We start from the raw sequence: 18,750 nt of genomic DNA, 5'->3' as shown, positions 1-18,750 counted from the left end.
GAGGCGCCTGCAGTTCCGCGGCCAGGTGGGTTCGGGCACGGAACTGTTCCGGACAGGAGGCGCTTCTTGTTAGGTGGCGGGGTAAACCGGGGACCGTGCACTAATCGTCAGATGCAGCAACAAGGCTGGCATTGCCACCCGCTGCTGCTGTGTTGATCGAAACCACCTGTTCCAGCGCGAACCGGGTCAGGTAGAGCGGGCCGCCCGCCTTGGGGCCGGTACCGGACAGACCCGAGCCGCCAAAGGGCTGGGTGCCGACAACAGCGCCAATCGTGTTGCGGTTGACATAGACATTGCCGACGGACAGACGGTCGACCACTTTCGTCACCGTCGCGTCAATGCGGCTGTGAACGCCAAGCGTCAGGCCGTAGCCGGTCGAGGCGATTTGATCGAGCACCTGATCAATATCCTTGGCCTTGTAACGCACCACATGGAGCACGGGGCCGAAGACTTCCCGGGTGAGCGCCTCGGCCTTGTCCAGCTCGATGATATGCGGGGCAACCCAGGAGCCATTGGCGAGTTTGCCCGCCGGCGTTTCGCCCGCAAAGCGCAGGGTCTGCTTTTCCTTCATGTCGTCGATATGGCTGACGATCACCGACTGTGCCTCATCATCGATCACCGGGCCGATGTCGGTGGAAGGAAGGCGCGGATCACCAAGGCTGAGCTCCCGGGCAGCGCCTTCCAGCATCTGCAGAAGCGAGTCCGCCACATCGTCCTGCACATAGAGCAAGCGCAGGGCCGAACAGCGCTGCCCGGCGGAGCGGAAGGCCGACATGACAACATCGTCGCAGACCTGCTCCGGCAGGGCGGTGGCATCCACCAGCATGGCGTTGATGCCGCCTGTTTCGGCAATCAGCGGCACAATCGGGCCGCGCTTGGCCGCAAGCGTCCCGTTGATGGCCCAGGCGGTTTCGGTCGAGCCCGTGAAGGCCACCCCGGCAACGGCCGGATGGGAGGTCAGCGCAGCGCCGATATCGCCCTCGCCCGGCACCAGAAAGAAAGCATCTTGCGGGATGCCGGCCTGATACATCAGCTGCGCCGTTTCATAGGCAATCAGCGGCGTCTGTTCAGCCGGTTTGGCGACAACCGCATTGCCGCCCACCAGCGCAGCGCTGATCTGGCCAAGGAAAATGGCCAGCGGGAAATTCCATGGCGAAATGCACACGAAGACACCCCGGCCCCGGTGCCGGTAGCGGTTCTCTTCGCCGGTAGGCCCGGGCATCAAACGGCCTTCGCCGAACAGCGTGCGCGCTTCATTGGCATAGTAGCGGCAGAAATCAACGGCCTCGCGGATTTCTGCAATCCCGTCCGGCAGGCATTTGCCCGCTTCCATAGACAGGATCATCATCAGACGGTCCCGGTTGTCTTCCAGAAGATCGGCCAGCTTTTCAAGAGCGGCGGCGCGCTCGTCCACCGGCTTGCGCGACCAGGCCTCGAAGCCTTTCTGAGCGTTTTCCATGGCCTTGCGGGCCGTGTCCTGATCGGCAAAGCGCACGGTGCCAACCTTGGTCGAGCCGTCCATCGGCGCAAAGACCGGATGGGGCTCCCCGCCCTGCGGCAAGCCCGCGCCGAGCGGACCGGCGTCCAGGAAGGGCGCCTTGGTGCGGGCCATGCCGTCCACCAGGGCAGCACGTTCCGCTGCGCAGCCAAATTCGATACCGTCCGAGTTGCGGCGGCCGTCCCCGTAAAGACCGGCCGGTAGCGGAATGGACCGGTTGACCGCATGGTGGCCATTGTCCAGCAGAACCGCCGGGCGCTTCAAAAGCGCTTCCACGGAAACGGAAGTGTCGCCGACAATGGTGACAAAGGACGAGTTGGCACCGTTTTCCAGAAGACGGCGGACCAGATAGGCCAGAAGATCCTTGTAGCCTCCGACCGGAGCATAGATCCGGCACGGGAACCCGTCCCGCTCGCACACCGATTTATAGAGGCTTTCGCCCATACCGTGGAGGCGCTGGAACTCATACCCCTCAGACGATCCGCCCGCCACTTCGATGATCTGGGCGACGGTCAGGGCGTTGTGAGTGGCAAATTGCGGATAGAGCACATCCCGGGCCGCCAGCATGCGCTTGGCGCAGCACAGATAGGAAAGATCCGTGGCCGCCTTGCGGGTGAAGACCGGATAGCCGTCGGCGCCGCCTTCCTGGGCATGCTTGATTTCCGTATCCCAATAGGCACCCTTCACGAGCCGGACCATGAGACGGCGGTTGGTCTTGCGGGCTGCATTCACCAGCCAGTCGATCACCTGGGTGCCCCGCTTCTGATAGGCCTGAACCGCCAGGCCGAACCCGTCCCAGCCTTCCGTCACCGGGTCGGCCAAGAGGGCTGCAATCACATCCAGGGAGATTTCCAGCCGGTCGGCCTCTTCCGCATCCACCGTGAAGTTGAGGTTCCGGTCTTTCGCCATCTGAACGAGTTCGCGCAGCTTCGGCAGAAGCTCGTCGCGCACCCGCTCGCCATTGACCGCCTCGTAGCGCGGATGCAGGGCGGACAGCTTGACGGAAATGCCCGGCCGGTCTGGCAGTGGCTTCTTACCTGCGGCGCTGCCGATGGCTTCAATGGCGCTGGCATAGGACTGGAAATAGCGCTCGGCATCCTTCTGGGTGCGGGCGCCCTCGCCCAGCATGTCATAGGAATAGCGGTAGCCTTTGGCTTCCTGGCCCTTGGCCCGCTCCAGCGCCTTTTGAATCGTTTCACCGAGCACGAATTGATGGCCAAGCAGGGTCATGGCTTTACGGGTCGCGATCCGCACCGTTGGCATGCCCATGCGCTTGACAAGGCTCGACAGAATGCTTTGCGGCGTATCACCCGGGTGCAGCAGACGGGATGTGACGCCCAGCGCCCAGGAGGAGGCGGACACCAGCCAGGTGTCAGATTTCGGGCCCGAAGGATCATCGAACCGGGCCGCCGCCAGCTTGTCCTCGATCAGTTTGTCGGCGGTATCCGCGTCCGGCACGCGCAGCAGGGCCTCGGCCAGCACCATCATGGCCAGACCTTCACGGGTCGTCAGGCCGAATTCGCGCATGAAGTCTTCGACGCCGCCAAGACCCACCTGAACCGACCGCATGTCTTCGATATAGCCGCGGGCCCGCTGATCGATCAGCTTTTCAACCACCGGATCGCCCGACGCGTCCTTCAACAGCGTCTCCACCACCTTGCGCTCTTCAGGCGCGTAAGGCTCCCGGAACGGCTCAAGATCGGCATGTGTCATTTTTGTGGTGGCGGTAGACGGTACGTTCATGAGAACCTCCGGAAAGGGCGCATCAGCGCCAAACCAATACTTCCCCTAATTTATACGAAAATTTCTTGTTTTTATCCCTGTTTTTAGGCCAGTGTTTAGTGTATTTCTTCGTTAGATTTCATTTTATAGTGAAAATAACATGCTGAACGCGACAGACCGCCGGATTCTGAAGGTGCTTCAGGAAGACGGCCGCATTACCAACACCGAGCTGTCGGAGCGGGTCAGCCTGTCCCCCACAGCAACAGCCGAACGTATGAAGAGGCTGGTGCGGGAAGGATATATCGAGAGATTTTCCGCAACGCTGGACCCGAAAAAGGTCGAGCGGGGCCTTCTGGTCTTTGTGGAAATCCGGCTGGAGCGAACGTCACCGGAAATCTTTGACGCGTTCAAGCTCGCGGTTGAACGCTCAGTGGACATTCTGGAATGCCACATGGTTGCCGGGGGGTTCGACTATCTGGTGAAAAGCAGGGTGAAAGACATGGAAGCTTACCGCGCATTCCTCTCCGATGTGGTGCTAGCCCTTCCCGGGGTGCGTGAAACCCACACCTATGCGGTCATGGAAGAGATCAAGGACACCCACATTCTGCCTGTCTAGACCCGTGGCGGCAGAAAAAGAACTTGCCTATGACGTTCACAAAGCCTTGTCTTGACCGTGCGGCGTGGGCTGCGCGAGGGAAAGGGCACTGACATTCAGACCGGTCTTTTCAGACCGGCGACACGGGGACTTTGCATGAAACGAGTGTGCGCCGCCGGCCTTGGCCTCCTTGCAACGCTGCTGATGCCGGGTCTTGCCGCCGCCCAGGAGCAGACTGTTGACCCGGCCTGGCAGCAGGTTCTTGAGGAGGCAAAAGGCGAGACCGTCTATTTCCATACCTGGGGCGGCGAGCCGCGCATCAATGCCTATATCCAATGGGCCGCCCGCGAGGTGGAACGGGACTACGGCACCCGCGTGGTGCACGTGAAGGTCAGCGACACGGCCAGCGTCGTGTCCCAGGTGCTGGCCGAGAAATCCGTCGGCAAGACCTCCGGCGGGGCCGTGGATCTCATCTGGATCAATGGCGAGAACTTCGCCTCCATGAAGGAAAACGGGCTGCTGGCTGGCAAAGGCTGGGCCGAAACACTGCCCAACTGGGCCTATGTGGATGTTCAGAACAAACCAACGGTCAAGGTCGACTTCACCGTACCGACAGACGGGCAGGAAAGCCCCTGGGGCATGGCCCGGCTTGTCTTCATGTATGACGCGGCCCGCCTGTCCGCCCCGCCCACCAGCCTCAAGGGTCTTCTGGCCTTCGCCAAAGCCAATCCGGGGCGCTTTTCCTATCCCCAGCCACCCAATTTCTACGGTACCACCTTCTTGAAGCAAGCTTTGCTCGACACGGTTGCCGACACAAGCATGCTGTCGGCCCCCGTCAACAAAGAGACTTTTGAGGACACCGCCGCACCGTTATTTGCCTTTCTGGATGAGCTGCATCCGCATCTGTGGCGTCAGGGCAAGGCTTTCCCGAAAAACGCTGCGGACATGCGCCAGCTTCTCGCCGACGGCGAAGTGGACATCGCCTTTTCCTTCAATCCCAGCGACGCCTCGGGAGCGATCGCCAACGGGGAACTGCCGGAAACGGTGCGCACCTTTGTCTTTGACGGCGGAACCCTCGGCAACACCCATTTCGTGGCCATTCCCTTCAACAGTTCCAACAAGGCCGGAGCAAAGGTGTTTGCCAATTTTCTGCTGAGCCCGATGGCCCAGATGCGCAAGCAGGAGCCGGAGATCTGGGGTGATCCAACCGTTCTGGACGTGGCTGGCCTGCCCGCCAATGAAAAAGCGCTGTTTGACACCATGGAGCGGGGTCCGGCGACGTTGCCCCCGGAAGACCTTGGACCGGTTCTGCCCGAACCCCATCCCAGCTGGGTCGCTGCCCTGGAAGAGGCATGGTCGGCCCGCTATGGCGCCGGAACGGACTGAGACAGCTTGCGAGTGACCCGTCTTGCCTCCCCCGGCTGACCGCCCCGACCTGCCAACGGCCTGTGTGCTAGTGCTGCTGGCCGGACCGGTGCTGGCCGGTCTGGCGGGCACTGCCCTGCCCGCCTTCGGCTACCTGCCGGCGCTGGGCTACCGGTCCTTGTCCTTCGCCCCGTTTCAGGATCTTCTGGCAACACCGGGCCTGTGGATGTCGGTTCTCCTGAGCTTTACCACCGGACTGGGCGCGGCCTTTGTGTCGCTTGTGGCCGTCTGTGTGTTTTCAGCGGGCTGGTACGGCACGCGCACTTTCCACCGCCTGTCCCGGTTTTTATCGCCACTACTCTCCGTGCCCCACGCAGCGGCGGCCATCGGCCTTGCCTTTCTCATTGCCCCTTCCGGTTTTCTCGCCCGCCTTGTCTCGCCCTGGGCAACCGGATGGGACCGGCCGCCGGATCTGCTGATCCTGAATGATCCGGCGGGTCTGAGCATGACCTTTGCCCTCGTGGCCAAGGAAGTGCCGTTTCTGTTCCTGATGATGCTGGCGGCCCTGAACCGGCCGCACCTGCAAAACACGTTGAAGGCAGGCGCCAGTCTCGGCTACGGCCGTATGGCGGCATTCTTCAAATGTATCCTGCCGCAGGTCTATCCGCTGATCCGCCTGCCCATGCTGGCGGTCATTGCCTATTCGACCTCCGTGGTCGACGTGGCCCAGATCCTGGGGCCCACAACACCGCCGCCGCTGGCACCGCGTCTGGTCCAATGGATGAGTGACCCGGACCTGACCAAACGTTTGATGGCCTCCGCCGGAGCCTTGCTGCAGCTCTGTGTCAGCGGCAGTGCGCTTGCAGGCTATCTTCTGCTGGAACGGTTGGCCGCCGCCTGTTTTGCCCGCCCGCTTGTGAACGGGCACCGCCATGGCAACGACCGGATCTGGCGGCGCGCTGCCCTGGTCCCCATGCTTGTAATTGTGGCGGCCATGGGCCTTGCCCTGCTGCTGCTTGGCCTTTGGTCCCTGGCGCGGTCCTGGTGGTTTCCCGCCGCCCTGCCAAGCCGCTGGGGCCTCGCCCGATTTCAGGAAACCTTCGCCATGGCCGGACCGGCATTGTCGGCCACCTTCGCCCTTGCGGTCGCCGCGTCCCTTCTGGCCACAGCCCTGACCCTGTGGCTGCTGGAAAGCCGGAGCAGAGGCGCACGTCCGGCGGGGCCCGCTTTGAAAGCCATCTTGTTCCTGCCTCTGCTTCTGCCGCAGATCAGTTTTCTGTTCGGCCTGCAAATGCTGTTTCTGGTTCTGGATCTGAGCGGCAGCTTCCAGGCGGTTCTTCTTGCTCATCTGATCTTCGTGCTACCTTACGCCTTTCTTGCGCTCAGCGATCCCTGGGCCCGGCTTGATCCCCGCTACGCCAAGGCGGCCGCAGCGCTTGGGGCCTCTCCCCGCCGGATTTTCTGGCAGGTGAAGCTGCCGCTGCTGTTGCGATCCGTGCTTGTGACCCTGGCCGTTGCCGCCGCCGTATCGGTGGGACAATATCTGCCAACGCTCATGATCGGGGCGGGCCGTCTCGTCACGGTCACAACGGAAAGCGTTGCCCTGGCCAGCGGCGGAAACCGGCATATTGCCGCGCTATACGGCCTCCTGCAGCTGCTCATCCCGCTTGCGGGTTTCGCTTTGGCCGCCCTCGTGCCTGCGCTCGCCTTCCACAAGCGAGCCACCCTGCGATTGGAAAGGTGATCCAGATGGCTGCACCCAAGCCCCGGCCGGGGCTCATTCTGGACGCTGTGCGCCTGTCCCTTGAAGGCACCATGCTGCTTGAGATCGATTGCCATATCCCCCCGGCCACCGTGCTGACCGTGATGGGAGAGAGCGGCAGCGGCAAATCGAGCCTGCTCGATTTCATTGCCGGGTTCCTCAGGCCCAGCTTTCAGGCAGACGGACGGGTGCTGCTGAATGGGCAGGACCTGACAGTCTGCCCAGCCCAGGCGCGGCAGATCGGGCTGATGTTCCAGACACCTGTTCTCTTTCCCCACATGTCGGTGCTGCAAAATCTGCTGTTTGCCCTGCCCGGGCAGATCAAGGGGCGCGCTGTCCGGAAGGCTCTGGCTGAAGCGGCTCTGGACGATGTCGGTCTGGCCGGATTTGGCGGCCGCGATCCGGCAACCCTGTCCGGCGGGCAACAGACCCGCGTTGCGCTCATGCGCACACTTCTGGCCGCCCCGCACGCCCTGTTGCTGGACGAACCCTTTTCCAGCCTGGACAAGGCCCGGCGGTCGGACATACGCGATCTTGTGTTCCGCCTGGCCCGGCAAAAGGGCTTGCCGGTACTGCTCGTTACCCATGACGAGGAGGACGCACGGGCGGCGGGCGGCCCGGTTCATCTTCTGAACACAGCCCCTCGAACACAAAACGGCTGCTCCGGACCGGAGCAGCCGTAACTGATTTTCCCTTATGTCCGGCGGCTCCCCCGGCCGGCAGGCTGGGGCGCGCAAGACCCTCAGATCATTCTGCCTGATCGGCAGACTTGGCGTTCAACAGGGAATAATTGTCGATGCCGATCCGTTCGATCAACTCCAGCTGGGTCTCCAGAAAGTCGATATGGCTTTCTTCGTCACTCAAAAGCTGCTCGAACAGCTTCATGGAGACATAGTCCTCCTTATCGCGGCAGACTTCCCGCGCTTCATGGTAAAGGGCGCGGGCCACATATTCAGCCGCCAGGTCGCCTTCCAGGCACTCTTTTACATTCTGGCCGATACGCAGCGGATCAAGGGTCTGCAGGTTGGGCAGGCCTTCCAGGAAAATGATCCGGTCCATGAGGTCCTGGGCATGCTGGCGTTCTTCGTCCGCCTCTTCCAGTTCCTTGTCCGCGAGCTTGCCGAAACCCCAGTCGGCCAGAAGCCGGGCATGGACCCAATACTGGTTTACCGCAGTCAGCTCGTGGCGCAAAGCCTTGTTCAAATAGTCGATTACTGTCGGTTCACCCTTCATAGGCCCTCTCCATCTCACCGGCTGGCGGAGCGCTTCATCCGCACGGGCGCCGGTTCAGTTTGCGTCGCCTCTTCAGAGCCTTTTTCATGAATGATGTCAATAACAGAGGGAAAACAACTGCCGCATCTCGGGCGGCAGCCCAGATGCCGGAACACGGCACCGGGGGTCGGCACCTTGCCATCGGGGTCGGAGCGCATTTCTTCCGCAGCTTCTTTCAGCTGCTTTTGAGAAAGAACATTACAGGAGCAAATGATCATTGTAGGGTTCGCGCTGGGTCCAGTCACCCGGTCATATCGGCATCAGGGTTCAAAGCGCAATAGCCAAACCCTACTATAAGAGTCAACTTTTTCTGAACCTCCTGCGAAGAAACAAGGTCCCCCATGAGCGGCAAAGACGCCTCCGACACACGGCCGACACTCGTCCTGACTGGTGCGAGCCGGGGCATCGGTCACGCAACGGTCAAACGGTTTTCTGCCGAAGGTTGGCGCGTGATCACCTGTTCCCGCCAGGCATTTTCCGACAAGTGCCCCTGGCCCATGGGACCGGAAGACCACATACAGGTGGATCTGTCCGATCCGGAAAATCTCGGCTTTGCGGTACAGGAAATCCGCAAACGCCTGGAAGAGAACGGCTCTCAGCTGAATGCACTGGTCAACAATGCCGGCATCAGTCCGAAAGGCCCCCAGGGCGAGCGGCTCAACTCACTCAACACCGCAATGCATGAATGGCGGACCGTGTTTCAAGTCAACCTGTTTGCACCGATCCTGCTGGGGCGCGGGCTGTTTCTGGAACTGAAGAAAGCCGGAGGGTCGGTGGTCAATGTCACGTCGATTGCCGGCATGCGGGTGCACCCGTTCGCAGGCACAGCTTATTCCACCTCAAAGGCAGCACTGGCGGCCCTCACCAGGGAAATGGCCGCCGATTTCGGCCCGCACGGAATCCGGGTCAACGCCATTGCGCCGGGGGAAATCGACACCTCCATTCTCTCACCTGGAACGGAAAAACTGATCGATGACATTCCGCTGCGCAGGCTTGGCCGCACGGACGAGGTGGCCGACACAATCTTTTATTTGTGCTCGGACCGGTCGAGCTATGTTACCGGATCGGAAATCCACATCAACGGCGGACAGCATGTGTAACGGCGCTGGCCAACGTGCTCCCTGCCATTCCTGCCAATAGCTCACGACCAAACACAATTGATAACCTCCGTAATACTGACCAAAATACAACTCCTCGTGTCAAAACAAGAGCTTCCAAGGTTCATTCAAAATTAATCGCTCCCGCAAATAATATTCCAGATGAAGAATGCTCAGCTGGCATTGGGGAGAAGAATGAACCGGCTTCTGAAAACTCTGGTTGATCTTAAATTTGGTTTCAAGGTTGGGGGAGGCTTTCTGGCCGTCCTTTTGCTGACAGCGGTTGTGGGTGCCGTCGGCTTTCTCGCCATCTTGAACCTGTCAGCAAGTTTCACCGTTGCCGACCACGCCGCGCAGGCGTCCGGCCAGGTGCAAGCGACCTCCCTGAAGCGGGAAGATTATCTGAAAACCCCCTCACAGCAGCAGGCCAGCGCCGTCCACACAGAAATCGCAAAGCTGGAAGCGACCCTGCAAAAACTGCGGACAGAGGTTGCCGGAGATCCTGCGGCCGAAGCCCAGGTGAGCGGCGCGGAAGCAGCCGTCACAGAATTCGGGGCCACTTTTGATCTTGTTGTCGAGCAGACCGAACAACAGGCCGCGCGTCTGGCAACCTTGCAGGACAGCACCACCAATCTGAGCAAACTGGCCAGCACCATCACGGACGCCGTCGCCACTGAAGAAAAGCGCGTCAGCGCGGAAGCTTTTGCCGCCGGCAGCCGTCTGGATGATGTAAACCAGATGCAGCGTGACGTCTTCGAACTGAAGGATGATGTCCTCCAGATCCAGCTAAAATATCTGGAAGGTAACGGCAATCTGGAGGGCGAGGCCCTGCAGCAGTCGATCGGTATCGCCCGCACTCTGGTTTCGCTCACCAAACAGATGCGCTTCAAGCAGATCGAGGGCATCGATCGCAAAGCCATGGCCAAGCTGGCCGGTCAGGCCAACAAGCTGAACAAGGTACTTGAGAACCTGACAACGGATCTGGGCTTTTCCGAAGCCTATGAAGCCCGCCTTGCCGTTGGCACCGCCATTGAGGGCCTGCAGGCACGCACTGAAGACATTCTTAAGCTGTCAGAACCGGTCGTCAGCCAGACAAAAACGGAAGCGCTTTCGGCTGCAAGCCGTCTGGCCACCATCCGGTCCATTTCCGACAAAGCTAAGACCATGAGCCAGTTTGCGCAAAGCGCACGGGCCGAATTGCTCTATCTCTTCGGATCATTTGGCGCCCAAGCCACGGAGCCGGTTGAACAGCAGATCGCCAAGTTGTCGGGCCTTGAAGAACAGATGTCTCAATATGCAGATGTCCTGCCGGCGGCCGCAGATGCGATCGGCGAAATTCCCGTCTCGCTTGCCATGCTGGACCGGGCCTTCAAGGAGATGCAGGCCACGGAGGCTGATCTGGCGGACAAACGGGCGCAGCTGGATGGCCTGACCCGTAAGGTGAACACCGACATTTCAGCGATCGCCCACTCCCAGTCCAAGGTGTCCAAGGCAGCCGCCGATTCGGCCAAAGCACAGATCATCGTCACGATCGTTCTGGCAACGCTCGGCGGCATCGGTCTGGCGGTTATTTTGAACCTGGCCATTACCCGCCCGATCCGCACCATCACCGAGGTCATGGCCCGGCTGGCTGGCGGGGAAAACGAGGTCGACATTCCGGGAATCGACCGGGGAGATGAAATTGGCGACATGAGCCGGACGGTTCAGGTGTTCCGGGACAATGCGGTTGAGCGGGCCGAGCTGCGGGTGCAAAGTGAGCAGGAAGAGGCGGCCCGGCAGGAACGCCAGCAGCGCATCGACGACCTGATCAACGGCTTCCGGGCCACAGCCGAAGAGGCGCTCGGGTCCGTGGCCATGACCGCAGGTGGTCTGGACAGCACCGCGCAGGCCCTTTCGGAAATCGCACGGGACAGCGCCACCCATTCCGGCGAGACCCAGGAAGCCACCACCGAAACCACCAATAACGTGCAGACCGTTGCGAGCGCGGCGGAAGAACTGGCCACATCCATCGGCGAGATTTCACGGCAGGTCTCCAAGACAACCGAAATCGTCGACCGGGCAACCCGCGGCACCCGGAACACCAATGAAAAGGTGGAAGGGCTTGCGGAAGCGGCCACCAAGATCGGCGAAGTTGTTACCCTGATCCAGGCGATTGCCGAACAGACCAACCTGCTGGCCCTGAACGCGACCATCGAGGCCGCCCGCGCCGGTGAAGCCGGGAAAGGTTTTGCCGTGGTGGCCTCCGAAGTGAAGGAACTGGCAACGCAGACCTCCAAGGCCACGGAAGAGATCTCCAGCCAGATCACCGAGATCCAGAACGCGACCAAGGACTCTGTCGTCGCCATCGGCGAGATCACCGAGATCATGAACGAGGTCAACAGCTATACCGCCGCCATTGCCTCCGCCGTTGAGCAGCAGGGCTCCGCCACAGACGAGATCTCCCAGAACGTCCAGCGTGCAGCCGAGGGCACAGGTGCGGTCACCTCCTCCATGACCGAGCTGTCCCAGGCCGTCGATCAGACCGCCTCGTCTGCGGATATGGTTCTGTCCGCCTCCGGCGAACTGACTGACAAGACCGACCAGCTGAAACAGGAAGTGGAACGCTTCCTGTCGGAAGTCGCTGCGGCCTGACAACGGCCGTCTTTAAGAGTCCATCAAGGGCGGGGTGCCGGGTGCCCCGCCCTTATCTTGTCCGCAGGCGTCTCAAAAGATTGACCTCAGCCCAAGAGAGGACTAGGTGACGGACCCACGCAGGATAACCAGAAACGAGAGAATGACGTGGCGGACAAGACCAGCGCCCCAGCCTTTGCCCCCTTCGGCTCGCCCCCCAGCCAGGACTGGCCAGTCATTCTGGAAACGAAGGGCTGGAAGGACTACCGGCTTCTGGACATGGGTGCAGGCGAAAAGCTTGAACGCTATGGCCGCTTCACCATTGTCCGTCCGGAACCCCAGGCCATGGGCGCCCGCCGCCTGAAAGACAGCCAGTGGGCCCGGGCCGATGCGGTCTTTTCCGGCGATACGGAAGAAGAAGGCCCCGGCCGCTGGAAATTTGCCGGCAACGCTCCGGAAACCTGGCCCATGTCCTATGGGCCGGTGCGCTACAATGGCCGCTTCATGTCCTTCCGCCATGTGGGCGTTTTTCCTGAGCAGGCCGCCCATTGGGACTGGGTAAACGGCAAAATCCGTGCGGAACGCCAGCGCAGCCCGGACAGGCCTTTGAAGATCCTGAACCTGTTTGGCTATACCGGGCTGGCCTCCCTGCTGCCAGCCACCGAGGGCGCGCAGGTGACCCATGTGGACGCGTCCAGGAAAGCCATTGGCTACGCAAGGGAAAACCAGGAGCTGTCCGGCCTTGAGGACCTGCCTATCCGCTGGATCTGTGAAGACGCGTCCAAGTTCGTTGCGCGTGAGGTCCGGCGCGGCAACACCTATGACGGCATCATTCTCGACCCGCCGAAATATGGCCGCGGCCCCAAGGGGGAAGTCTGGGACCTTTACACCAGTCTGCCCGGCATGCTGGAGGATCTGAAGCAGCTTTTGACCGATCAGTCCCTGTTCATGATCCTGACCGCCTACGCGATCCGCTCCAGCTTCGTGTCCATTCACGAGCTGATGGCCGAGACCCTGGCCGATCAGGGCGGGCTGCTGGAATCGGGGGAACTTGTGATCCGGGAAGAAACCGGCGCGCGGGCCCTGTCGACCTCGCTCTTTTCCAGATGGAGCAGCCGATGATGGAACGCCGTCAGGGCGCGGTGAAGCAGATCACCAGCCACTCCAACCCGATCGTCAAGGAAATCAAGGGCCTTGTTGCCCAGCGCAAGCACCGCACCCAGTCGGGCCTGTTTGTGGCCGAAGGATTGAAACTGGCGGCCGATGCGCTGGAAGCAGGCTGGGGCGTGCGCTATCTCGCTCTCGGGCCGGAGGCCCGAGACAATCCGGTGGCCCAAAAGGCTGCCGCCAGCGCCAAATCCCGGGGCGCCCTGATTCTGGAAGTTTCCACCGCAGTTCTGTCAGCCATGACCCGCAAGGACAATCCGCAGATGGTTGTCGGCGTTTATGAACAGCAGACCCTTGCGCCCCAGGACCTCACCCCGCAGACAGCGACCGTCTGGGTGGCGCTGGACCGGGTACGCGATCCGGGCAATCTGGGCACGATCCTGCGGACCGTGGATGCGGTCGGCGGCAGTGGTGTCATTCTGGTGGGCGACTGCACCGACCCCTTTGCGGTGGAAGCGGTGCGGGCCACGATGGGTTCGCTGTTTCACGTGCCCATCGCCCGGATGAGCAAGGACGCGTTCAAATCTTTCGCCGGCGCGTGGCCGGGTACGGTTGCAGCCACCCATTTGAAGGGCTCAGTGGACTACCGCACGCCCGACTATGACGAACCGGTTCTCTTGGTGATGGGCAACGAGCAGCAGGGTCTGGAAGACGACATGGCGGCCGCCTGCTCCACCTTGATCCGCATTCCCCAGACCGGCCAGGCCGACAGCCTGAACCTTGCAGTGGCCACCGGCATCGCGCTTTATGAGATCCGGCGCAACCATCTGGAGCTATGATCTGATGCGGCTGTTTATTTTCGGGGCGGGATTTTCCTCCAAGGCCTTTGCCGAAAAGGTCAAGAACCGGTTCGACTGGATCGGTGGCACGACCCGTTCTCCTGAAAAAGCGAACGCGCTGAAAGCGCTTGGCGTAACCCCGTTCCTGTTTGACGGCACAAACAAGGGCGAAGGTATTGCACAGGCCCTGGCAAAAGCCACCCATGTTCTGGTGTCCATTGCCCCTGATGAACACGGCGACCCGGTGCTTCTGCAGCACGGGGCCGATATCGCCGCAGCCTCGCCAGTCTGGATCGGCTATCTGTCGACGGTCGGCGTTTATGGCAATCATGACGGGGCCTGGATTGACGAGGAGACACCCTGCAAACCGGTATCTCAACGCTCCAAGCAGCGCGTGGCGGCCGAAGAGGCCTGGCTGTCCCTTTCCCGGGAGCAGGATGTTCCGGTTCAGATCTTCCGCCTGTCCGGCATTTACGGACCCGGCCGCAACGCCTTTGAGAATTTCAGGAAAGGCAAGGCGCGGCGTCTGATCAAACCGGGTCAGGTCTTCAACCGGATCCACGTGGCTGACATTGCTGCGGCCCTGGAAATGGCCATGGACCAGCCCACGACACGCATTTTCAACGTCACAGATGACGAACCGGCCCCGCCCCAGGATGTGGTGACCTATGCCGCCGGGCTTCTGGGCGTCGACCCGCCCCCTGAAATCCCGTTTGAAAGCGCGGAGCTCTCGCCAATGGCCCGCTCGTTTTATGGTGAGAACAAGCGTGTCTCCAACAAGCGCCTGAAGGAAGAACTCGGCTTTTCCTTCCGTTATCCGAATTACCGCGTCGCCCTGAAAGACCTCATCACCACTTTGTAACGTGCTTCTTCTGCACAAAAGCCGGTGGCCTGGACTTGACGCGGCACAGTTGAACCCCCAGCTTCGGCGCCGGAAACAAGGAAGGATCAAGAGATCATGAGCGACTGGCGTGTCTACCTCTCCGGTGAAATTCATACCGACTGGCGCGAGCGGATTGTTGCAGGCGTCAAGGCGCTGGACCTGCCGGTGAGCTTTTCCGCACCGGTGACCGACCACGCGGCCAGCGATGACTGCGGCGCGGTGATCCTGGGTGAGGAAGACAAGAAATTCTGGTACGATCACAAGGGGGCCAAGGTCAATGCGATCCGCACCCGCACCCTGATCGAGAAAGCCGATATCGTGGTGGTGCGGTTTGGCGATCAGTACAAACAGTGGAACGCGGCCTTCGATGCCGGGTACGCTGCAGCCCTTGGCAAGTCCCTGATCGTGGTCCACGACCCCTCGCTCACCCACCCGCTGAAGGAAATCGATGGCGCTGCGCTGGCGGTGGCCGAAACCTCTGAACAGGTTGCCGAAATCCTTAAGTATGTGATCCTCGGCCACTTGGACCGCTAGTGTGGTGGAAGTGAAATACGCCCGATTTGCGCAGCGCGTGTCGTGGCGTATTTCAGTTCAGAAAACCACATTAGCAACAAAGACTTGCCAGTCTCCTTCATGAATCTGATATTCGTTCTGAACGCGCCGGAAAAGGACACGAACTTCCGGTTTGGGTGACTGGGGATCAGTCCCCATATATGTGGCCTTCAGGCTCCCGCACGCGGAAGCGAAGCGGGGGACCTTGCCCGTCGACCGGGCCGCACAGGGTGAGACCTTTTCCACCTTGCCTTACGGTCTCTTGACATTAACGAATTTCTTACCATATCAGACCAAGCTAAGAGTTACCGCGCTTTTTAGCCGGAAAAGCGATTACTTCTTTCAATGAACTGCGCATTCGGATGCAGCAGCAACGTAAGCTGCGCATGAATTCGAATAGTTCTGAAGGTCAAGCGCGAAGTACTTTAGTATTATCAAAAACACTGTCATCAAGACGTCGAAATTTCGGACTAGATGTCCTTCTTGTATGTTTTGATGCGTAAAATTGGAAAGAAACTCCATGCAACATGGAAATGTGAAATGGTTTGATCAGGGCCGTGGGATTGGCACGATCGAACCGGAAGATGGCGAGGACATCCTTGTCGATATCTCGGCCCTGCACCGGTCCGGCATCCATACCTTGAAGGAAGGCCAGCTTGTTGCCTTTGATCTGGAATGGCGCCGCGGTCAGATGGTGGCTGAAGACCTCAAAGTCCTGTAAGGTCACTTTTCAGGACTTACCGGGAACAAGGGCGGTTCGACCGCCCTTTTTTGTTGGGGGACACCATGCCGGCCAGTGACAGGCTTCAGGACGGAATCGCAGCCCACCAGAACGGCGACCTTGAAACGGCGCAGGACATCTATCTGGATATCTTGAAGGAAAATCCGGACAATCCGGACGGCCTGCATTTTCTGGGCCTGCTGCATTTTGATGCGGGCCGGCAAGACAGCGCCATCGCCCTGATCCAGACCTCCCTTGAAAAGGACCCGCACAACACCTCCGCCCTCAACAATCTGGGAAACATCCTCAAGCTCACCGGCGAGCCGCAGGCCGCCTTCGCCGCTTATGTGCGCGCGGTGGAACTGGACTCCCGGCACGCGGAAGCCTGGAAGAACATCAATCTTCTGGTGCGCTCATGCGGCAACTACGACGAAGTCCTGACAATCATGTCAGAGATCGTACGGATTGATCCTGAAAATCCCAGCGCCTGGCACACATATGGCCTCGCGCTGATGTTCACCGGCGCCAGGGAAGAGGCGTCCGAGGCCTTTGAAAAATCTCTCAGGTTCGATGACCCGAAAGCGCCCAATGCCCTCTGGCGCGCCCGTATCTTGAGCGCGCTCGGGCGCCGGGACCTGTCGCAGCTCTATCTGGAACGCATTGTCGCCGCCGATCCGGACAACACATCCGCGCAGTATCACTTGGCAGCCGTGCGGGGCGACAAGCTGGAACATGCTCCTGAAGACTATGTGAAGACCCATTTCGACAAGTTTTCAGAGTCCTTTGACGACGTTCTGCAAAATCTTGGCTACCGCGCCCCGGAACTGGTTGCCGCAGATGTGGCAATCCTTGCAGGGGCCGCCTCCGGCCCGTTTCAGGATGTGGTGGATCTGGGCTGTGGCACGGGTCTGTGCGGCCCTCTGATCCGCAAACACTGCGTCCGCCTGACCGGGGTTGATCTTTCAAGGGGCATGATGGAAAAGGCGGCCCAGCTCAAGATCTATGACTATCTGGTGGAAGGTGAGCTGGTCGCGTTCTTAAAATCCGACCTGCCCACCCTGTTCGATCTGGCGGTCTGCGTCGACACGCTCTGCTATATCGGCAATCTGCGGCCATTCATGTCCGCCCTTGCCACGGCCTTGAAGCCGGGCGGTCGGCTGGTGGCCAGCGTTGAACACCTTCAAACGCCCACTGCCACGGGTTTCAAGGTCGACAGCACCGGGCGCTATGCCCATACACCGGACTATATCAGAACCTGCGCCGAAGAGGCCACGCTGATCTATGCCCAGGACCGGAAAGACGTTCTGCGCAAAGAGCTTGGCCAGGATGTCCAGGGCCTGATCTTCCAGATCCAGAAGCCGCATTTGAACTGAAACGGGGCTGCTCTTTCCCGTTTGACTTCCCCCTCCCAGCTGTTTCCAATAGCGGTCCGGCTCCCATAGAGGTTCCAAAGGTCCCTGTTGCTCCGCCACGTATGAAAAACCGCAGCGCCCTTGTCTTTATTCTGGTCACCTTGACGCTCAACTCCATGGGTATCGGGTTGATCATGCCCGTCATGCCGTCCCTGTTGACCGACCTGACCGGACTGGCCGTCAGTGAAGCGGCCCGGTGGGGCGGGGCCTTGAGCGTTGTCTATGCCTTGATGCAGTTTCTGTGCGGTCCAACCCTTGGCAACCTGTCCGACCGGTTCGGACGGCGGCCGGTGCTGCTGACTTCCATGGTGACCCTGGCTGTGGACTATCTGATTATGGCCCTGTCCTGGCATCTGGCCATCCTGTTTCTTGGCCGCCTGCTCTCCGGAATTGCCGCAGCCACCATTTCGACCGCCTCTGCCTATATTGCGGATGTATCGCCCAGGGAGGACCGGGCCAAGAATTTCGGGCTGGTGGGAGCCAGCTTTGGCGTCGGCTTTGTGCTGGGGCCTGTTATCGGCGGGTTTCTGGGAGAACTCGGCCCGCGTGCGCCATTTTATGCCGCCGCTGCCCTGTCTTTTGCCAATTTCCTGTTCGGCTATTTCATGCTTCCGGAATCCTTGCCCATCGGAAAGAGACGTTCCTTGGATTGGAGCCGGGCCAATCCGCTGGGGGCTTTGAAACAGATCGCGCATTATCCGGCGGTGCGCGTTTTGCTGTTGGCCCTGTTCCTGTTCGACATTGCCCACTACGTCTATCCGGCCATCTGGAGCTACTATGTGGAAGAGGTCTTTGCCTGGACACCGGGTGATATCGGCCTGTCGCTTACGTTTGTCGGCATTGGTTTTGCCATCGCGCAAGGCTACCTGATCCGTGTTCTGGAGCCGAAGCTCGGGCCCGGGCGGCTGCTCCTGTTCGGCCTGTGCGCCAGCCTCGCTGCCCTTGCGGGTCTCAGCGTCGCGGATCAGGGCTGGATGATCTATGTGCTGATCGTCTTTGCGTCTCTGGGCGCCTTGCCGACCCCGGCCTTCACGGGGCTCATGTCCAACCGCATTCCCGACGATGCGCAGGGCGAATTGCAAGGACTGATTGCCAGCGCAGCCGGCCTTGCCATGGTGGTCAGCCCACTCGTTATGACCCAGGTCTTTGCGGCCTTTTCCGGGCCACAGGCAAGCGTCTCTTTTCCTGGGGCTCCCTTCGCCCTTGCGGGCCTTCTGGTCCTTGCCTCCATGGCGATTTCCCTGAGTGTCCTGCGCAGCTCCGCCGCTGCCCTGTCTCCACCCACCCGCCCCTGGCCAAAAGACGGATAAAGAGT

General features: G+C 60.6%; 16 protein-coding genes. 13 read left to right on the top strand and 3 right to left on the bottom strand.

Features of this window, described 5'->3' with window-relative positions; genetic code table 11:
- Positions 1-100: 100 nt before the first annotated feature.
- Positions 101-3,241, bottom strand: a complete 3,141-nt coding sequence (putA, locus tag ACXAIC_RS09990; protein ID WP_475176985.1) for a bifunctional proline dehydrogenase/L-glutamate gamma-semialdehyde dehydrogenase PutA — start codon at positions 3,239-3,241, stop codon at positions 101-103.
- A 139-nt stretch (positions 3,242-3,380) separates the two neighbouring features.
- Between putA and ACXAIC_RS09985 the strand changes: the two genes are divergently transcribed.
- The 4 genes from ACXAIC_RS09985 (at position 3,381) to ACXAIC_RS09970 (ending at position 7,625) form a co-directional block, all read left to right on the top strand.
- Positions 3,381-3,836, top strand: a complete 456-nt coding sequence (locus ACXAIC_RS09985; protein ID WP_475176982.1) for a winged helix-turn-helix transcriptional regulator — start codon at positions 3,381-3,383, stop codon at positions 3,834-3,836.
- 135 nt (positions 3,837-3,971) lie between these two features.
- Complete coding sequence (locus ACXAIC_RS09980) at positions 3,972-5,201, top strand: ABC transporter substrate-binding protein (protein WP_475176979.1); 1,230 nt, start codon at positions 3,972-3,974, stop codon at positions 5,199-5,201.
- 22 nt (positions 5,202-5,223) lie between these two features.
- On the top strand, positions 5,224-6,924 hold the full coding sequence (locus ACXAIC_RS09975; protein ID WP_475176974.1) for an ABC transporter permease: 1,701 nt from the start codon (positions 5,224-5,226) through the stop codon (positions 6,922-6,924).
- Positions 6,925-6,929: 5 nt separating this feature from the next.
- A complete protein-coding gene (locus tag ACXAIC_RS09970; protein ID WP_475176968.1) occupies positions 6,930-7,625 on the top strand; it encodes an ATP-binding cassette domain-containing protein in 696 nt (231 codons plus the stop codon).
- A gap of 64 nt (positions 7,626-7,689) precedes the next feature.
- Here ACXAIC_RS09970 and bfr read toward each other — a convergent pair whose 3' ends face one another.
- The gene (gene bfr, locus ACXAIC_RS09965) at positions 7,690-8,175 is read right to left on the bottom strand and encodes a bacterioferritin (protein ID WP_475176963.1); all 486 of its coding nucleotides are present in this window, start codon (positions 8,173-8,175) and stop codon (positions 7,690-7,692) included.
- Between the two features lie 14 nt (positions 8,176-8,189).
- The gene (locus ACXAIC_RS09960) at positions 8,190-8,432 is read right to left on the bottom strand and encodes a (2Fe-2S)-binding protein (protein WP_475176958.1); all 243 of its coding nucleotides are present in this window, start codon (positions 8,430-8,432) and stop codon (positions 8,190-8,192) included.
- Positions 8,433-8,555: 123 nt separating this feature from the next.
- Between ACXAIC_RS09960 and ACXAIC_RS09955 the strand changes: the two genes are divergently transcribed.
- From ACXAIC_RS09955 to ACXAIC_RS09915, 9 genes are all read left to right on the top strand, one after another.
- On the top strand, positions 8,556-9,314 hold the full coding sequence (locus tag ACXAIC_RS09955; protein ID WP_475176952.1) for an SDR family NAD(P)-dependent oxidoreductase: 759 nt from the start codon (positions 8,556-8,558) through the stop codon (positions 9,312-9,314).
- Between the two features lie 192 nt (positions 9,315-9,506).
- Positions 9,507-11,942, top strand: a complete 2,436-nt coding sequence (locus tag ACXAIC_RS09950) for a methyl-accepting chemotaxis protein (RefSeq protein ID WP_475176947.1) — start codon at positions 9,507-9,509, stop codon at positions 11,940-11,942.
- A 147-nt stretch (positions 11,943-12,089) separates the two neighbouring features.
- Positions 12,090-13,043, top strand: a complete 954-nt coding sequence (locus tag ACXAIC_RS09945) for a class I SAM-dependent rRNA methyltransferase (protein WP_475176943.1) — start codon at positions 12,090-12,092, stop codon at positions 13,041-13,043.
- Positions 13,040-13,867 carry a TrmH family RNA methyltransferase gene (locus ACXAIC_RS09940; protein WP_475176938.1) on the top strand — a complete coding sequence of 276 codons (828 nt, stop codon included), beginning with the start codon at positions 13,040-13,042 and terminating at the stop codon, positions 13,865-13,867. The genes ACXAIC_RS09945 and ACXAIC_RS09940 overlap by 4 nt, the downstream gene beginning before the upstream one ends.
- Before the next feature lie 4 nt (positions 13,868-13,871).
- Entirely contained in the window at positions 13,872-14,729 is an 858-nt protein-coding gene (locus tag ACXAIC_RS09935; RefSeq protein WP_475176935.1) for an NAD-dependent epimerase/dehydratase family protein, read from the top strand.
- Positions 14,730-14,825: 96 nt separating this feature from the next.
- Positions 14,826-15,284 carry a YtoQ family protein gene (locus tag ACXAIC_RS09930; protein WP_475176930.1) on the top strand — a complete coding sequence of 153 codons (459 nt, stop codon included), beginning with the start codon at positions 14,826-14,828 and terminating at the stop codon, positions 15,282-15,284.
- A gap of 538 nt (positions 15,285-15,822) precedes the next feature.
- A complete protein-coding gene (locus ACXAIC_RS09925) occupies positions 15,823-16,023 on the top strand; it encodes a cold-shock protein (protein ID WP_475176926.1) in 201 nt (66 codons plus the stop codon).
- Between the two features lie 65 nt (positions 16,024-16,088).
- Positions 16,089-17,396, top strand: coding sequence for a tetratricopeptide repeat protein (locus ACXAIC_RS09920; protein ID WP_475176923.1), 1,308 nt, complete (start codon positions 16,089-16,091; stop codon positions 17,394-17,396).
- 101 nt (positions 17,397-17,497) lie between these two features.
- The gene (locus ACXAIC_RS09915) at positions 17,498-18,745 is read left to right on the top strand and encodes a TCR/Tet family MFS transporter (protein ID WP_475176919.1); all 1,248 of its coding nucleotides are present in this window, start codon (positions 17,498-17,500) and stop codon (positions 18,743-18,745) included.
- The last annotated feature ends 5 nt before the right edge of the window (positions 18,746-18,750 follow it).

The sequence above is a fragment of the Roseibium sp. AWQ4_254 genome (assembly GCF_056161025.1).
This window is presented reverse-complemented; position numbering and strand designations above follow the sequence as displayed.